Origin of the sequence: Rhizobium esperanzae, assembly GCF_002204185.1 — a bacterium.
In the GTDB taxonomy this organism is placed as follows: Bacteria; Pseudomonadota; Alphaproteobacteria; order Rhizobiales; family Rhizobiaceae; genus Rhizobium; species Rhizobium esperanzae.
The window spans coordinates 81623-96743 of record NZ_MXPU01000022.1 but is presented as its reverse complement, the minus strand read 5'-3'; the positions used below and the strand labels follow the sequence as shown (position 1 = coordinate 96743).

Genomic DNA, 15121 nt, shown 5'->3' with positions numbered 1-15121 from the left:
CGCCCGGGAAGTCGTAGGACGACAGAAGCTCGCGAACTTCGAGCTCGACCAGCTCGAGAAGCTCGGCGTCGTCAACCTGGTCGACCTTGTTCAGGAACACAACGATCGCCGGAACGCCGACCTGGCGGGCGAGCAGGATGTGTTCGCGCGTCTGCGGCATCGGGCCGTCAGCAGCCGAGCAAACCAGGATCGCGCCGTCCATCTGCGCCGCACCGGTGATCATGTTCTTCACGTAGTCGGCGTGGCCGGGGCAGTCGACGTGCGCGTAGTGGCGGGCCGGCGTCTCATACTCGACGTGTGCCGTCGAGATGGTGATGCCGCGGGCCTTCTCTTCCGGAGCCGCGTCGATCTGGTCGTACGCCTTGAACTCACCGAAGTACTTCGTGATCGCTGCCGTCAGAGACGTCTTGCCGTGGTCAACGTGGCCGATCGTGCCAATGTTGACGTGCGGCTTGTTGCGCTCAAACTTACTCTTTGCCATTTGAATGCTTCCTGTGAACGAAATGGTGGCCCCGGCGAACCGGTTTAGTGCCGCCGTTTAAGGCTTTCGGCGAAATTGCGCAAGACTTAATTGCAGACGCCAATCTTGGCGTGACAGCGCATATGGGAGACAATTCGCCGCCTGCAAGGCGATTCGCCGCAGCCCCTCCAAAAATCGCTGGAATCCCAGGGAAATTCGCACGGATTACCAAGGATGAACCGCGGCCACTGACGATCCCTCGCCTGCGGCACAGCGGTCGGCGTCCCCCACGACTGGAAACAGCGTGCGCGACGACCGCGACTGCGATCGCATCAATTGATTTTAAGGGAGACTGGAGCGGGTAGCGGGAATCGAACCCGCGTATTCAGCTTGGAAGGCTGCTGCTCTACCATTGAGCTATACCCGCGGGATGGTCCGATCCAATGACGAATGGTGGAGAGAGTTGGATTTGAACCAACGTAGGCTGAGCCAACGGATTTACAGTCCGTCCCCTTTAACCACTCGGGCATCTCTCCAGTTTTTCGTCCGGATCTTGAAGACCAAGTTCGTCAGACTTCGAAGCGTTGCCGCCCGTCGTCTGCGCCGCGTATATGACCGGAGCATTTCCGTCTGTCAACACGATGACAATGGAAAAAACACGAAAAATTTCATTCGCCGCCGAAAGCCGGCACATGAAAGAAAGCCTATGCGGCCGCGAACGCCATGGCTATAAAGCCGCATGAGCAAAGACAACAAATCCGGCGGCAAGGCCGCGACAGACCCATCCGCCAAGGATACGCACTACGCCAATCTGAGGCGCGCCCACCGCGACGCCAAGCGCGAACGCGGCGAGATCCCGACACCCCAGCCACAGAAGCGCCGGCGTGGGGCTGAGGACTGGAAGCCGCCGGCGCTCGCGCCCGATCAGGTATATCTCTACGGTCTGCATACAGTGCGCGCCGCTCTCGACAATCCGGAGCGCAAGAAGATCAAGCTGTTTACGACGCAGAATGCGCTCGCGCGTCTGGAAATCGACGTCGAGACGCTCGGCATTCCCTTCGAAATCGTCTCGCCGCACGAGATCGACAAGGTGCTCGGTCCCGAGGCGATCCATCAGGGCGTCATGCTGGAAACGCGGCCGCTACCGGTGCGCCGGCTCGAAGCGCTAAAGGACAGCCCTCTCCTGCTCGTGCTCGACCAGGTCACCGATCCGCACAATGTCGGCGCGATCATGCGCTCGGCCGTCGCCTTCAATGCCGGGGCCGTTATCACCACTCAGAGACATAGCCCGACCGAGTCAGGCGTGCTCGCCAAATCCGCCTCCGGCGCCCTGGAACTGATACCTTATATACAGATCACCAACCTCGCCGATGCGCTCGGCGAATTGCACAAGCTCGGCTTCTCCACCATCGGCCTCGATTCGGAAGGGCCGGCGCCGCTCGAAGGCACCTTCTCAGGCGACAAGGTGGCGCTGGTGCTCGGCTCGGAGGGCAAGGGGCTGAGGCAGAAGACACGTGAGACCGTGACGGCGCTTGCCCGCCTCGACATGCCGGGCGCGATCAAATCGCTGAACGTATCGAACGCCGCGGCGATCGCGCTCTACGCCGCGCGGCTTTACTTAAAGGCATAGGCTGGACTTAAAAGCGGCTTACGGGCCGCGGCAGAGGGGGATTGCGATGATTGGTTTCATGCTTCGGCTCACAATTCCAGCAGCCATGCTGCTGGACTGCGGTCCGGCTGGGGCGCAGGATATCGATCCTGATATTCTCAGGGCGCAAGCGGGAACCTATCTGGTCGCGCCCGAAAACGGACGCGCCGGATGCCGGCTGACGCTCGAAACCGACCTTGCGATCGGCGGCTATTCGCTCTCGGGCCAGGACCATTGTTCCAAGCCGCTGCCATCGCTTGCCGAAGCCGCTGCCTGGAATTTCAACGGCAATGGCGGCCTCATCCTGATCGATCCGACGCGCAAGGTCATCGCCCGTTTCGTCGAGAATGAGGATTCGCCGATGAAAACGGAAGACGAAACACCGCTGCTGCTGCTCTCCGCACCCGATGGTGTCGATCGCCTGCCGACCTTCAGGGGCCTTGCCGGGACATGGGCGATGCAAAGACCGGGCGGCGAAGAACTCTGCAGCGTGACACTCGACGGCACCATCGATGCGGACGGCCACGCGCCCTTGTCGCTTTCCGCAGACTGCGCCGCCAATGTCGCCAGGCTCAAGCTCGTCGTATGGAATATCAACGGTTTCGGGCTGACGTTGATGAGCCATGATGGTTCGTCGCTCAGCTTCGACATGCGCGCCGACGGCAATTTCGACAAGTCCAGAGAGGAAGGCGGCAAGCCGCTTTCGCTCGTGCGCCACTGATCCCGGCGCAGGGCTCGACCCGGAGAAATCCACTTTTTGCCTTGGAATGACCTTCTGGAGCATTATGATCTGGCGGCGATCGATCCGTAGCGACCGGTCACAAGTAAGAAGGAGCGATTCCCATCATGGCCATTCGACCGCTGATTTTCGGTATCCTCTTCATCGCGGCCTTTGTGGGAATCATCCTCAGCATCATCTGGGTGGACACGTCGCACCCCGTCCGCCAGCCCGATCCCCTGTCGCCGACGGCGCCCGGCCCCGCGACGCCGGGGCCGGTGCAATAGGTCGAGAGAAACGCCGACGGCGATTGCGCGTTAATCCCACCGAACGACTATGCTCAGCTGCGATAGAACCGAGGCATGTCGCGATCATATTGGCGCCACTCGCGACGCTCTTCCCAGCGCCACGGCCGCCAATGGCGGCGTTCATAGCGCCATTCGGACCGGCGCCAATCACGGCCATCGCGCCAGTCACGATCATCCCGCCAGTCACGGTCGCCACGCCAGTCACGGTCGCCACGCCAGTCACGATCGTCACGCCAGCGGTCGCGTCGCCAGCTGTCATGAATCTGGATGATGTCGCTTTGCGCGGATAGCGCCGACCGGTCGACAGGCATGGCGGCGGCGGGTGCAACGGCAGCAAGGGCCGCACCGATGGAGATGGTTGCGGTCAGGAAAATAGGCGCGAATTTCATGGCTGTTTCCTCATTGACGATAAGGAGACACTGGGCCGCCAAGGCTGAATTGCTGCTGAAGCAGTCCTTCAGACAGGGTTCATTAAGGAAAACGCGCCGCTCGCGCAAAGAGGTCTGGTGCCCCCGGCAGGGTTCGAACCCGCGACCCCCTGATTACAAATCAGGTGCTCTACCAACTGAGCTACAAGGGCAATAGCTGCCCAACTAGCAGATTCTGCGATCCTGTAAAGGAAAATCCGTGTCGGCACGGACAAGTCGGCGTGGATCCAAAACGCCTTGCCGTGCAAAACGGCCTTGTCGCGACTGCCATTTATCCTTTAGCTAGAGCAGCTTCACAAAGGGCATTGTATGGGCCGTTCATTCCAGACGCTTTCCTTTATCGCCTCGCCAACGATGGAGGCGCTCGCAGCGCGCGAAGAGCTGATTCGCATCTATGGCGACGTGCCGCAGGACAAGGCTGATGTCATTGTCGCTCTGGGTGGCGATGGCTTCATGCTGCAGACGCTGCACAGCACCATGAACTCGGGCAAGCTGGTCTACGGCATGAATCGAGGCTCGGTGGGCTTTCTGATGAATGATTACAGCACGGAACGGCTTCAGGAGCGTATCTGCGTCGCCGTCGAAAACGCCTTCCGTCCCTTGAAGATGACAACGGCCAATGCCGACGGTACAAATTCCACAGCGCTCGCCATCAACGAAGTCTATCTTTTCCGCCAGTCCTATCAGGCCGCCAATCTGAGGGTCGTGGTCGACGGGCGCGTGCGTCTGGAGGAGCTGATCTGCGACGGGCTGATGGTGGCTACCCCTGCCGGATCGACGGCCTATAATCTTTCCGCCCATGGTCCCATCCTGCCGCTCGAGGCGCCACTGCTCGCCATGACGCCGGTCAGCGCTTTCAGGCCGCGGCGCTGGAGGGGCGCCCTGCTTCCGAACAAGGTGACTGTCGATATCGACGTGCTCGAGCCGGTGAAGCGGCCGGTGAACGCGGTGGCAGACAATACGGAAGTCAAATCGGTGCTGCATGTCCGCATCGCTCAGTCGGAGCATATGACGGCGCGTATCCTCTCCGATCCGGACCGCTCCTGGTCCGACCGCATTCTCGCCGAGCAGTTCAAGGATTGAGATGATGGCAATGCGCCTGACATTGATGGCTACGATTTTCCTCGTCGGATGCTCGGCCGCGATCGCTGCTCCCACGCAGGACGTCGTCCTGCCGGCTTCTGTGATTTTTGCGACCAGCACCGGCTACTGGGAGGACGACGGCAACGCGCCTGATGTCGAGCGGGCGCCCACCAAGGCCGAAAGCGTTTCCGACACCCAGGAAAAGCGCCATGGTTACTATAAGCTCTTTGCCGTGCGTCAGCCGGACAGGACGTCGAAAGTCTATCTTCAGCAGATTGCCCAGACCGAGACCGGTCCGATGATTGCCTCGACCATCGAACTGCAGGAGATCAGCGAGCTGAAGCCTTACGTGACCGATATCCGCCCGGAAAACTCGAACGGCATCATCAAGCAACCCGGCCTCTTCGCCACGATCTATCTGAAGACCGATCCCGCGGCCGAGCCGGACGGCTGGACCGTGCTGATCGACGAACTCGGCGACATCACCATTGAGAAAGCGACCAATTGAGCAGCGAGACGCTGTTCGCACAGGCGACCAAGATGAAGCTCGGCTTTCGAGAGGGCGTCCTCTACGACGACCGGAGACCGGCCTGGGACGCAGCTGGCCCAAGGCCCGTCCGCTGGTCGCTGTGGTATCCGGCTGCCGATGACGCGCGGGAACTTGAGATCCGGGAGAGAAGCTGGTTTCGCAAGGCGGCGGTCGCTCGCGATGCACCGATTCGGCTTTCAGACAGGCCTTATCCCCTCGTGCTGCTGTCACACGGCACCGGCGGTTCTGCGGCGGGACTGGAATGGCTGGCGCGACGCCTGGTCGATCGCGGATTTGCAGCGCTCGGCGTCGACCATCACGGCAATACGGGCAGTGAGGATTATCGCGCCGAAGGTTTTGCCTGTCTCTGGGAACGGGCGCCGGATCTGAGCTTGATGCTCGACCGCTGTCGCGACTGGCTTGGCGATCTCGCCGGTCGGATCGATGCAGACCGTGTATTCGCGGCCGGATTTTCAGCCGGAGCCTATAGCGTCATGCTGCTTCTCGGCGCGGTCACCCAGTTCTCCCAGTTCGAACCATCAAGGCTGAAGCCGGGTGGTCCACGCGGTCCAAGGGAATTTCCCGACCTTGCCGATCATATCCCCTCCTTACTTCGCACCAGCGAGGTATTTCGCGAGTCTTGGTCCCGCATGTCGCAATGCTACCGGGACGACCGGATCACGGCGGCGCTCCTGTGCGCACCAGGTCGTTCCATTCTCGGTTTCAGCGAGGAAAGCCTGAAAACAGTCGAGGCACCCGCTCTTATCCTTGTCGGCGATGCCGATAAGGCGGCACCAGCCGAGGAATGTTCTTCATGGCTGCATGAGCGGCTGACCGGCAGCGCCCTGAAAATCTTCGGCGGCGGTCTCGGGCATTATGTCTTTGTGCCGGAGGGCACAGGACTCGGTCTTGCCTTTGCCGCCGAGCTCTTCACCGATCCGCCGGGCATCGAGCGGGGGGCCGTCCATGACGAGATTGCCGCTCTATCGGCAGCGCTGTTTCATGACGGCGGCGCCGGCGCGATAGGCTGAACAAAAAAAGCCCCGTCTCCAGGGCTTTCTGATTTCCATACTGCTGCATTATCAGTCGACATCCTCGACGACCGCGTCGGCGGCGCCGCTGATGCGGTGGGCAAGGGCCGCTTCCATGAATTCGTTCAGATCGCCGTCGAGCACGTCGTCCGGAGCGGTGCTGGCGACGCCGGTGCGCAGGTCCTTGACCAGCTGGTAGGGTTGCAGCACGTAGGAGCGGATCTGGTGACCCCAGCCGATATCCGTCTTGGAAGCGGCTTCGGCGCTCGCGGCCTCCTCGCGCTTCTTCAACTCTGCTTCGTACATTCGGGCACGCAGCATTTCCCAGGCCTTGGCACGGTTCTTGTGCTGCGAACGTTCCTGCTGACAGGCCACCACGATCCCGGTCGGGATATGGGTGATGCGCACGGCCGAGTCCGTCGTGTTGACGTGCTGGCCGCCGGCGCCCGACGAACGATAGGTGTCGATGCGGCAATCGCTTTCGTTGATGTCGATGTTGATCGAGTCGTCGACGACCGGATAGACCCAGATGGAAGAGAAGGACGTATGGCGGCGCGCATTGCTGTCATAGGGGGAAATGCGCACCAGACGATGCACGCCCGATTCCGTCTTCAGCCAACCATAGGCATTGTGGCCCTTGACGAGCAGGGTCGCGGACTTGATCCCCGCCTCTTCGCCGTCATGGACTTCGAGAAGCTCGACCTTGAAGCGCTGGCGTTCCGCCCAGCGGGTGTACATGCGCAACAGCATGTTCGCCCAGTCCTGGCTTTCGGTGCCGCCGGCGCCGGAATGGACTTCGAGATAGGTGTCGTTGCTGTCGGCCTCGCCGGAGAGCATCGCCTCCACCTGGCGGCGCGCGGCCTCGGCCTTCAGTGCCTTCAAGGCTTCCTCAGCCTCTTTGACGACACCTTCGTCGCCTTCTTCCTCGCCAAGCTCGACCAGCTCGACATTGTCTTTCAGCTGCTGTTCCAGTTGTCGGACGCCGCTAACGCCGTCATCGAGCTGCTGGCGCTCGCGCATCAGCTTCTGGGCTTCGGCAGCGTCATTCCAGAGGTTCGGATCCTCTGCCTTGTTGTTCAACCAGTCCAGTCGTCTTATCGCCTGGTCCCAGTCAAAGATGCCTCCTCAGCAGGGTGATAGCCTGCTTGGTTTCATCGACCACGTTTTCGATTTCGGCTCGCATTTCCCTGCTTCTCTGTAACGGTCTTCTTCAAGTGCTGGTGACATAGAGACGCCCGCCGCGGATGTAAAGAGCCGTAGCGGGCTTCCAAAATTAGGTGAGGCTCAGAACAGGCCAGGCGTGCCGGTCTGAACCGCCTGGTTGGCCTGCGGCGAGGTTTTCAGGATCTCCTCCGGCGCCATGGTGCTGTCCATGCCGATGACGGAGAAGCTGTCGGCGGGTCCGGTACCGGGCTTGAAAGCTTCGACGATCGTGTTCGGATCGCCGTCGGCGGCGGCCATGCCGGTCTTGCGGTCGATCGGGATCAGGTTCATGCCCTGCGGAATGACGAACTTCGATTCCGGCATGTCCTTGACGGCGGCCTGCATGAATTCGTTGAAAATCGGGGCGGAGAGACCGCCGCCGGTACCGCCGCGGCCGAGCGGGGCCGGCGTATCGAAGCCCATATAGAGGCCGGCGACCAGATCCGGCGTGAAACCGACGAACCAGGCATCCTTCTCGTCATTGGTGGTGCCGGTCTTTCCGGCGACGTCGCGGCCGCCGAGATCGATCTTGCCGGCAGCGGTGCCGCGCTGGATGACGCCCTGCATCATCGAGGTGATCTGGTAGGCGGTCATCGGGTCGAGGACGGTTTCGCGGTTGTCGACGACATTAGGCTCTTCCTGGTTCTGCCAGTCGCCGGCATTGCAGCCCTCGCAGAGGCGCTCCTCATGCTTGAAGATCGTCTTGCCGTAGCGATCCTGGATACGGTCGATCAGCGTCGGCTTGATCTGCTTGCCGCCATTGGCAATGACCGAATAGGCCGAGACCATACGCAGCACTGTCGTGTCGCCGGCGCCGAGCGACATCGAGAGAACCGGCAGCATGTGGTCGTAGATACCGAAGCGTTCGGCATATTCGGCAACGATATTCATGCCGAGATCGTTGGCGAGGCGCACCGTCATCAGGTTGCGCGAATGCTCGATGCCCGAGCGCAGCGTCGACGGGCCGCCGACTTCGCCGCCGTAGTTTTCCGGCTTCCAGACCTGGCCGCCCGAGACGATCTCGATCGGCGCGTCCATGATGACGGAGGCCGGCGTATAGCCATTGTCCATCGCCGCTGCGTAGACGAAGGGCTTGAAGGAGGAACCCGGCTGGCGCATCGCCTGGGTGGCGCGGTTGAATTCGGACTGGCCATAGGAGAAGCCGCCGACCATCGCGAGCACGCGGCCGGTCTTCGGATCCATGGCGACAAGGCCGCCCTGTACCTTCGGCGGTTGGCGCAGACGGTAGGAGGTCGACGCGTCGTCACCCAGCTTCTCGACATAGATGACATCGCCCGGGCTCAGGACACCGGCGGGCGATTTCGCCGTCTTGCGCGAGCCATCCGCCGAACGATAGGCCCATTGCATGTTCTTGGCGTCGATGGTGCCGCGTAGACGCTCCGCCGCAATCTTGCCGCTCCCGTCCTTGGCCGGCTGCAGGCCGATATCGACGTTATCGTCGGAGACGGCGAGCACGACGGCGAGGCGCCATTCCGGAACGTCGGACAACGCGGGAATATCGGCAAGCGCCTTGCCCCAGTCGCCGTTTGCGTCAATCTGCTTGATAGCCCCATGGAACCCGCGGCGCTCGTCATAGGTGACGAGGCCATCCTGCAGCGCCTTGCGGGCGGCGAGCTGCATCTGCGGATCGAGCGACGTGCGCACCGAAAGGCCGCCCTCATAGAGGACCTTCTCGCCATATTGGTCGATCAGCTGGCGGCGCACGGCTTCGGCGAAGTAATCGGACGCGAAGAGCGACGGACCGTTGCTGCGGGCGGTAACGCCGAGCGGCTGCTTCTTGGCTTCCGCGCCGTCGCTCTGGCTGACATAGCCGTTCTCGACCATGCGATCGATAACCCAGTTGCGACGCTCGAGCGCCGCCTCAGGATGGCGGAAAGGATGATAATTGGCCGGCCCCTTCGGCAGCGACGCCAGATAGGCGGCCTCGGCGACGGTCAGTTCGGTGACCGACTTATTGAAATAGGTCAGTGCTGCGCCGGCGATTCCATAGGAATTCATCCCGAAGAAAATCTCGTTCAGGTAGAGTTCGAGAATCTTGTCCTTGCTGTAGGCCTGCTCGATACGGAAAGAGAGGATTGCTTCCTTGATCTTGCGGTCGATCGTCTGGTCCGAGCTCAAAAGGAAGTTCTTAGCCACCTGCTGGGTGATTGTGGAAGCGCCGACGGGACGGCGGCCGGAACCGAAATTCTGCAGGTTGACAAGGATTGCGCGGCCGAGACCGGTAAGATCGACGCCCGGATGGTTGTAGAAATTCTTGTCTTCGGCCGAGAGGAAAGCGGCCTTGACACGGTCGGGAATGGCCTGGATCGGCAGGAAGAGACGTTTTTCCTTGGCATATTCGGCCATGAGAGCGCCGTTGCCGGCATGGACGCGGGTCGTCACCGGCGGCGCGTAGCTGTTCAGAACGGCATAGTCCGGAAGATCCCTGGCGACATTCGCGAGATAGATGGCAATACCCGCCGCCGCGACCAGAAACAGGACGCAGGCCATTCCGAAGAAATATCCAAGAAGTCTAAGCATATTTTCAGCTACCGGTCTCTTCGATCTGCAATCGGCGCAGACGCAACGATTGCACAGATCGAGACAATTTGCACGTTACGCGCGGCTTACTCCATGAGCGCTACCGCCACAAGCCGATTCCGCGTCTCAAGCTAGGAAACATAAGCCGGAGTAACGGCGCGAATGTGAGCAAAATAGGGCTCTGCCCGCCGCAATCACGGCTGCGGCAGCGTTTCGTCACGACTGTCACATCCAAGCAACGCCCGTTCTGTTCCTGATTGAAACATCTTGCTCAGAAGTTGAATCAGGCGAGGCAGGCTAAGTCTTTGTTTTTCAGGCTGCCGCCGTGCAGCAGGCGCGAGGGATTTTTTGAAGGCGTCCATCAGCCGCCATTCGCCACGACGCCGGTGCGGTATCGCTTCACCGCCTCGGTCAGGAGATCGGCGATCCTGGTGCGCCAGGTTTCGTCGAGCAGCAGTTTTTCGTCTTCGGCATTCGACAGGAACCCGAGCTCGAGCAGGATCGACGGCACGTCGGGCGCCTGCAGCACGCGGAAGCCGGCGTGGCGGTGCGGATTGTTGATGGTGCCGACCTGGTCCTTGAAGGAATTCAGCACGCTCTCGGCCAGCGAGATCGAGAAGGCCTGCGTCTCGCGCCGCGTCAGATCGAGCAGGATGTCGGCGACCTCGGGTGGCTCGGCGACTACCTCCTTGCCGGCGATCTGGTCGGAAAGGTTTTCGCGATCGGCAAGATCGGCTGCGAGCTTGTCGGAGGCCTTGTCCGAAATCGTATAGACCGTCGCGCCGCGGATATCCTTCTGTTTCAGCGTATCGGCATGCAGTGAAATGAACAGGCCGGCATGGTTCTGGCGGGCGATCAGCACGCGCTGAGAAAGCGACAGGAACTCATCGTCGCTGCGCGTCAGGAACGCCTTGATGCCCGGCTCCTTGTTCAGCCGGTCGGCCAGAGCCCTGGCGAAGGCAAGCGTCACCTGCTTTTCCTCGGTCTTCGTATCGACGCCGATAGCGCCGGTATCGATGCCGCCATGGCCGGCGTCGACGGCAATGACGAAATCGCCGGGGGCGGCTTTCTCCGGCGCCGGAATGGCGCTCGTCGTCTGGGCCGCCTCGGTCCGATCATCCCAGGATTGTGTCTTGACCAGTTCGGCAAAGGCCTGCTTATCGATCATTTCGGCGTCGAGCACCAGGCGATGGCCCCTGCCCGCCTCGTCGGCCTGCACCTTGGCGAGCGAGAGCTTCACCGGCCTTGCCGCCGTCAGCACGATGCGGGCGCTCTCCTCATCCATCTTGCCGTAGCGGATATCCTTGAAGAGGCCGCGAGCGGCCAAATCCTTCGCCGGAAAACCGAAGGCGGTGGCCGGCAGATCGACGACGATCCGCTCCGGATTGGCGATATAATGGACAGAGAAATGCGGTTCGCGGTCGAAATCGATGACGATGCGCGTCCTGGCGTCATCGCCGATGATGCGCGCCCCATAAGCGAGCAGCGGATCCTTCGTCTCGGCCGAACCCGCGAGGCCAGGCAGGAGGAAACCTGCAATGAGCACCGCCGTCTGAACACGTCTTGCGAATGTCGATCGCCGCGTTGCGGACTGCACCGCGATCCGAGCCCTCTTAAACAATAAACCGCCACACCCTATTTATAACCGTGATGGACCTGATATGGCCGAACGGACGCCCGAGAGCGAAACGCCTTGCGACCTGCCGAATCGCGGTCACCTGCCCCCAGTTTCTATGCGATTCGAAATCCATCAATATTATGGCACATTTGGCTTTTCCCTTGCTATTGTGACAGAGAAAACATACAACGCATTTTAGGGTAGAAGTGTTGACGGGATAGAGTCGCCGCAAGGGCTGCCAGCCAGATCTGGACCTGGCGCCACATCGGTCATCGTCCGCCGTCTCATGCGCTTCAACCCGGGAACTGGATCCTGATTTTCCGGCTTCTGTCGGAACTTCATTGGTGGATCAGCCACCACGCTCTCAGGGAGCAACCTCATCGGACCCGAACCGGGTCTTCGTATTTGTCGATCACGCTTGGTTGTTGATGGTTTCGCAGCAGGTTTTATCTGAAGTGTACAGGCCCCGGACCGAAACGGTTCCGGCTGCGGTCTGGCTGCTGCTCTTCCCTTCGCGTCAAGCGCGACTTTCATTATCCGGCGCGGCCACGGTGGACCGCATTCTTTCTGTTTCAACAGCAGTCGGGAATGCGCTCTCGCGGCCACGCCGAGGAGCACAGCTTACATGGCAGACAAAATGCTTATCGATGCGTCTCACGAGGAAGAGACGCGCGTCGTTGTCGTTCGCGGGAACCGCATAGAAGAATTTGACTTCGAGTCGCAGCACAAGAAGCAGATCCGCGGCAATATCTATCTTGCAAAGGTAACGAGGGTCGAACCCTCGCTGCAGGCCGCTTTCGTCGATTACGGCGGCAACCGGCACGGCTTCCTGGCCTTCGCCGAAATCCATCCTGATTATTACCAGATTCCGCTCGCCGACCGTCAGGCGCTGCTTCGGGCCGAGGCCGAGGAGCACCGTCGCGACGAAGACGTAGAGCACGTCGAAACCGCGCCGATGGTCGACCTTTCGACCCAGGACCAGCCGGATGTCGGTATCGTGCCGGCGGAGGCGCCGGAGCCGGTTGCCGCAGCCGACGAGGCAGCGACCGGAGAGCTTGCTGCAGCGCCGGAGGTCGTAGCTTCGCCCGTGGCCGCCGAAGAAGCCCCGGCCAAGAAGGCCAAACCACGCCGCAGCCGCAAGAAGGTCGCCGAAACAACCGCGACGGAAGACGCCGTTCCGACCGACGTCGAAGCGGAAGGCGCTTCGAGTGTCGACAACGACGATGATGCCCCTGCCGGCGGCACGATGGCCGCGATGGTGGAAACCGACGCCATCTCCGAGGATATCGACACCAGCAAGCGTCGCCACGATGACGACGATGACGATGATGATCACGGCGAAGAGGAAGTCATCGAATCCGTCGGTGCCGAAGACGCGATGGAAGAGGTGCCGGACCGCGTGCAGCGCAAGCCGCGCAAGCAGTATCGCATCCAGGAAGTCATCAAGCGCCGCCAGATCCTGCTGGTTCAGGTCGCCAAGGAAGAGCGCGGCAACAAGGGTGCCGCTCTCACCACCTATCTCTCGCTTGCAGGCCGCTATTCGGTTCTGATGCCGAACACGGCGCGCGGCGGCGGCATTTCCCGCAAGATCACCAATCCGCAGGACCGCAAGCGCCTGAAGGAAATCGCGCGCATGCTCGAAGTGCCGCAGGGCATGGGCGTCATCCTGCGCACCGCCGGCGCCAACCGCACCAAGGTCGAGGTCAAGCGCGATTTCGAATATTTGATGCGCCTGTGGGAGAACGTCCGCACGCTGACGCTCGCCTCCACCGCCCCCTGCCTCGTCTATGAGGAAGGTTCGCTGATCAAGCGCTCGATCCGCGACCTCTACAACAAGGATATCGGCGAGATCATCGTTGCCGGCGAGGAAGGCTATCGTGAAGCGAAAGACTTCATGAAGATGCTGATGCCGAGCCATGCCAAGGTGGTTCAGCCCTACCGCGATATCCACCCGATCTTCTCGCGCTCCGGCATCGAGGCCCAGCTCGACCGCATGCTGCAGCCGCAGGTGACGCTGCGTTCCGGCGGCTACCTGATCATGAATCAGACGGAAGCGCTGGTCTCGATCGACGTCAACTCCGGCCGATCGACGCGCGAACACTCGATCGAGGACACCGCGCTGCAGACGAACCTCGAAGCCGCGGAAGAAATCGCCCGCCAGCTTCGCCTGCGCGACCTCGCCGGCCTGATCGTGATCGACTTCATCGACATGGAAGAGAAGCGCAACAACCGCGCCGTCGAGAAGAAGCTGAAGGAATGCCTGAAGAACGACCGCGCCCGCATCCAGGTCGGCCGGATCTCGCATTTCGGCCTGCTCGAAATGTCGCGCCAGCGCATCCGCGCTTCCGTTCTCGAATCGACCACCCAGGTCTGCTCGCATTGCGGCGGCACCGGGCACGTCCGTTCGCAGTCCTCCGTCGCGCTGCATGTGCTGCGTGGCATCGAGGAATATCTGCTCAAGAACACGACGCACAACATCACCGTGCGCACCACGCCCGATATCGCGCTCTACCTGCTCAACCACAAGCGCCAGACGATCGTCGATTACGAAGCGCGCTTTGGCGTGGCGATTATCATCGATGCTGACGGTTCGGTCGGCGCGCAGCACTTCGCAATCGACCGCGGCGAGCCCGTGGAAAACCCGGTCAAGATCGAAAGCCTCTTCAATTTCGCAGCCATTCCCGAGGATGAGGATGACGACATCGTCATCGAGGCTGATGAGGACGAAGACGAAGAACTCGAGGAAAAGGCTGCCGCAACCGAACGTCCCGCTGCGGCGCGTTCGGAAAGCGAAGGTGAAGGCAACCGTAAGCGCAAGCGTCGCCGCCGCCGTCGTGGCCGCAACGGCAATGCCGAGCACCCGGCAGCCGCTGCAGGCGAAGCCGGCGACGAAGAGGAAGACGGCGACGACGCGGGCGCCGAGGGCGACGAAACCGCCGCCGCTGCACCCGAGAGCCGCGCCGAAAACGAGGAATCGCAGCGCCGCAAGCGCCGTCGCCGCGGCAAGCGCGGCGGTCGGCGCAACCGGGAGGACGGCTCCGAGCTGACGGCGAATGAAGCCGGCGAAGACAGCGGCAGCGAGGATGAAGACGACGGCACTTCGGATGACGTCGCTCCCGGTGAAGCCCCAATTGTCGAGACGGTTGCCGAACAGGCCGACGAGAGCCAAGCTGTAACGGCTGCCGTCGAGGACGTGGCTGTCGTCGCCGAAGAGGTAAAGCCTGCCCGTGGCCGCGGCCGCCGCAAGCCCGCCGCAGCGCCGGTCGAAGAACCAGTCGCGGAATCGGCACCCGCCGTAGAAGCAGAGCCGGAGGTGGTCGAAGCCTCCGCCGATCTCGCAACGCCCGCGCAGGAAGAAGCAAAGCCAGTTCGCGCCAACCGCGAATCCAATATTTCGTCCTCAGAGCCGACGGTGAAATCCACCCGCACCGAAAATGGCGAAAGCGACGAAGGTAAGCCGAAGAAAGCCGGCTGGTGGCAGCGCCGTGGCTTCTTTTGAACGCTGATTTTCGGACGTAAATGAAGATAAATCCGGCCGTGGCGACGCGGCCGGA

The 15121-nt window shown here is 61.5% G+C and carries 13 protein-coding genes and 3 tRNA genes; 7 read left to right on the top strand and 9 right to left on the bottom strand.

Annotation, left to right across the window (positions count from 1 at the left end):
- From B5E41_RS26370 to B5E41_RS26360, 3 genes are all read right to left on the bottom strand, one after another.
- Positions 1-481, bottom strand: a 481-nt coding sequence (locus B5E41_RS26370; protein WP_141098809.1) for a GTP-binding protein, incomplete at its 3' end; no start/stop codon positions are given.
- A 332-nt stretch (positions 482-813) separates the two neighbouring features.
- Positions 814-887, bottom strand: a tRNA-Gly gene (locus B5E41_RS26365).
- A gap of 24 nt (positions 888-911) precedes the next feature.
- A tRNA-Tyr gene (locus B5E41_RS26360) sits at positions 912-996 on the bottom strand.
- Between the two features lie 203 nt (positions 997-1199).
- Between B5E41_RS26360 and rlmB the strand changes: the two genes are divergently transcribed.
- From rlmB to B5E41_RS31910, 3 genes are all read left to right on the top strand, one after another.
- The gene (rlmB, locus tag B5E41_RS26355) at positions 1200-2090 is read left to right on the top strand and encodes a 23S rRNA (guanosine(2251)-2'-O)-methyltransferase RlmB (protein WP_011424969.1); all 891 of its coding nucleotides are present in this window, start codon (positions 1200-1202) and stop codon (positions 2088-2090) included.
- 46 nt (positions 2091-2136) lie between these two features.
- Positions 2137-2829, top strand: a complete 693-nt coding sequence (locus tag B5E41_RS26350; RefSeq protein WP_088396696.1) for an AprI/Inh family metalloprotease inhibitor — start codon at positions 2137-2139, stop codon at positions 2827-2829.
- A gap of 125 nt (positions 2830-2954) precedes the next feature.
- The gene (locus tag B5E41_RS31910) at positions 2955-3113 is read left to right on the top strand and encodes a hypothetical protein (RefSeq protein ID WP_020921038.1); all 159 of its coding nucleotides are present in this window, start codon (positions 2955-2957) and stop codon (positions 3111-3113) included.
- Between the two features lie 53 nt (positions 3114-3166).
- Here the strand turns inward: B5E41_RS31910 and B5E41_RS26345 are convergent, their stop codons facing one another.
- Positions 3167-3595 carry a hypothetical protein gene (locus tag B5E41_RS26345; RefSeq protein ID WP_176439492.1) on the bottom strand — a complete coding sequence of 143 codons (429 nt, stop codon included), beginning with the start codon at positions 3593-3595 and terminating at the stop codon, positions 3167-3169.
- A 43-nt stretch (positions 3596-3638) separates the two neighbouring features.
- Positions 3639-3714 (bottom strand) — tRNA-Thr (locus B5E41_RS26340).
- 157 nt (positions 3715-3871) lie between these two features.
- On the opposite strand from B5E41_RS26340, the gene B5E41_RS26335 reads away from it, so the two are divergent.
- Genes B5E41_RS26335 through B5E41_RS26325 form a run of 3 tightly spaced genes read left to right on the top strand, consistent with a single transcriptional unit; the run spans position 3872 to position 6205 of the window.
- Positions 3872-4645, top strand: a complete 774-nt coding sequence (locus tag B5E41_RS26335; protein WP_011424966.1) for an NAD kinase — start codon at positions 3872-3874, stop codon at positions 4643-4645.
- A 4-nt stretch (positions 4646-4649) separates the two neighbouring features.
- Positions 4650-5153 carry a hypothetical protein gene (locus B5E41_RS26330; RefSeq protein WP_088396703.1) on the top strand — a complete coding sequence of 168 codons (504 nt, stop codon included), beginning with the start codon at positions 4650-4652 and terminating at the stop codon, positions 5151-5153.
- A gap of 32 nt (positions 5154-5185) precedes the next feature.
- Positions 5186-6205: an alpha/beta hydrolase family protein gene (locus B5E41_RS26325; protein ID WP_088396702.1), complete on the top strand. Its 1020-nt coding sequence runs from the start codon at positions 5186-5188 to the stop codon at positions 6203-6205.
- A gap of 51 nt (positions 6206-6256) precedes the next feature.
- On the opposite strand, the gene prfB is transcribed toward B5E41_RS26325, so the two are convergent.
- The 4 genes from prfB to B5E41_RS26310 all read right to left on the bottom strand — a co-directional run bounded on the left by prfB (position 6257) and on the right by B5E41_RS26310 (position 11570).
- Positions 6257-7388 (bottom strand): peptide chain release factor 2 gene (gene prfB, locus B5E41_RS26320; RefSeq protein WP_176439490.1). Its coding sequence is split into 2 segments (ribosomal slippage): positions 6257-7318 and positions 7320-7388, totalling 1131 coding nucleotides; the frame shifts between segments, so codons are not numbered across the junction.
- A gap of 101 nt (positions 7389-7489) precedes the next feature.
- Positions 7490-9949, bottom strand: a complete 2460-nt coding sequence (locus B5E41_RS26315) for a penicillin-binding protein 1A (protein WP_088396693.1) — start codon at positions 9947-9949, stop codon at positions 7490-7492.
- A 194-nt stretch (positions 9950-10143) separates the two neighbouring features.
- Positions 10144-10311, bottom strand: a complete 168-nt coding sequence (locus tag B5E41_RS31905) for a hypothetical protein (RefSeq protein WP_176439489.1) — start codon at positions 10309-10311, stop codon at positions 10144-10146.
- Positions 10311-11570 (bottom strand): N-acetylmuramoyl-L-alanine amidase, encoded by a 1260-nt coding sequence (locus B5E41_RS26310; RefSeq protein ID WP_088396692.1) that lies wholly within the window; start codon positions 11568-11570, stop codon positions 10311-10313. Before B5E41_RS26310 ends, B5E41_RS31905 begins: the two co-directional genes overlap by 1 nt.
- A 622-nt stretch (positions 11571-12192) precedes the next feature.
- Between B5E41_RS26310 and B5E41_RS26305 the strand changes: the two genes are divergently transcribed.
- Positions 12193-15066: an Rne/Rng family ribonuclease gene (locus B5E41_RS26305; RefSeq protein ID WP_088396691.1), complete on the top strand. Its 2874-nt coding sequence runs from the start codon at positions 12193-12195 to the stop codon at positions 15064-15066.
- The last annotated feature ends 55 nt before the right edge of the window (positions 15067-15121 follow it).

Coding starts and splice junctions, on each gene's coding strand:
- B5E41_RS26335 (WP_011424966.1), top strand. CDS start 3,872: ATGGGCCGTTCATTCCAGACGCTTTCCTTTATCGCCTCGCCAACGATG.
- B5E41_RS26325 (WP_088396702.1), top strand. CDS start 5,186: ATGAAGCTCGGCTTTCGAGAGGGCGTCCTCTACGACGACCGGAGACCG.
- B5E41_RS26350 (WP_088396696.1), top strand. CDS start 2,137: ATGATTGGTTTCATGCTTCGGCTCACAATTCCAGCAGCCATGCTGCTG.
- B5E41_RS31905 (WP_176439489.1), bottom strand. CDS start 10,311: ATGGACGCCTTCAAAAAATCCCTCGCGCCTGCTGCACGGCGGCAGCCT.
- rlmB (WP_011424969.1), top strand. CDS start 1,200: ATGAGCAAAGACAACAAATCCGGCGGCAAGGCCGCGACAGACCCATCC.
- B5E41_RS31910 (WP_020921038.1), top strand. CDS start 2,955: ATGGCCATTCGACCGCTGATTTTCGGTATCCTCTTCATCGCGGCCTTT.
- B5E41_RS26305 (WP_088396691.1), top strand. CDS start 12,193: ATGGCAGACAAAATGCTTATCGATGCGTCTCACGAGGAAGAGACGCGC.
- B5E41_RS26315 (WP_088396693.1), bottom strand. CDS start 9,949: ATGCTTAGACTTCTTGGATATTTCTTCGGAATGGCCTGCGTCCTGTTT.
- B5E41_RS26330 (WP_088396703.1), top strand. CDS start 4,650: ATGGCAATGCGCCTGACATTGATGGCTACGATTTTCCTCGTCGGATGC.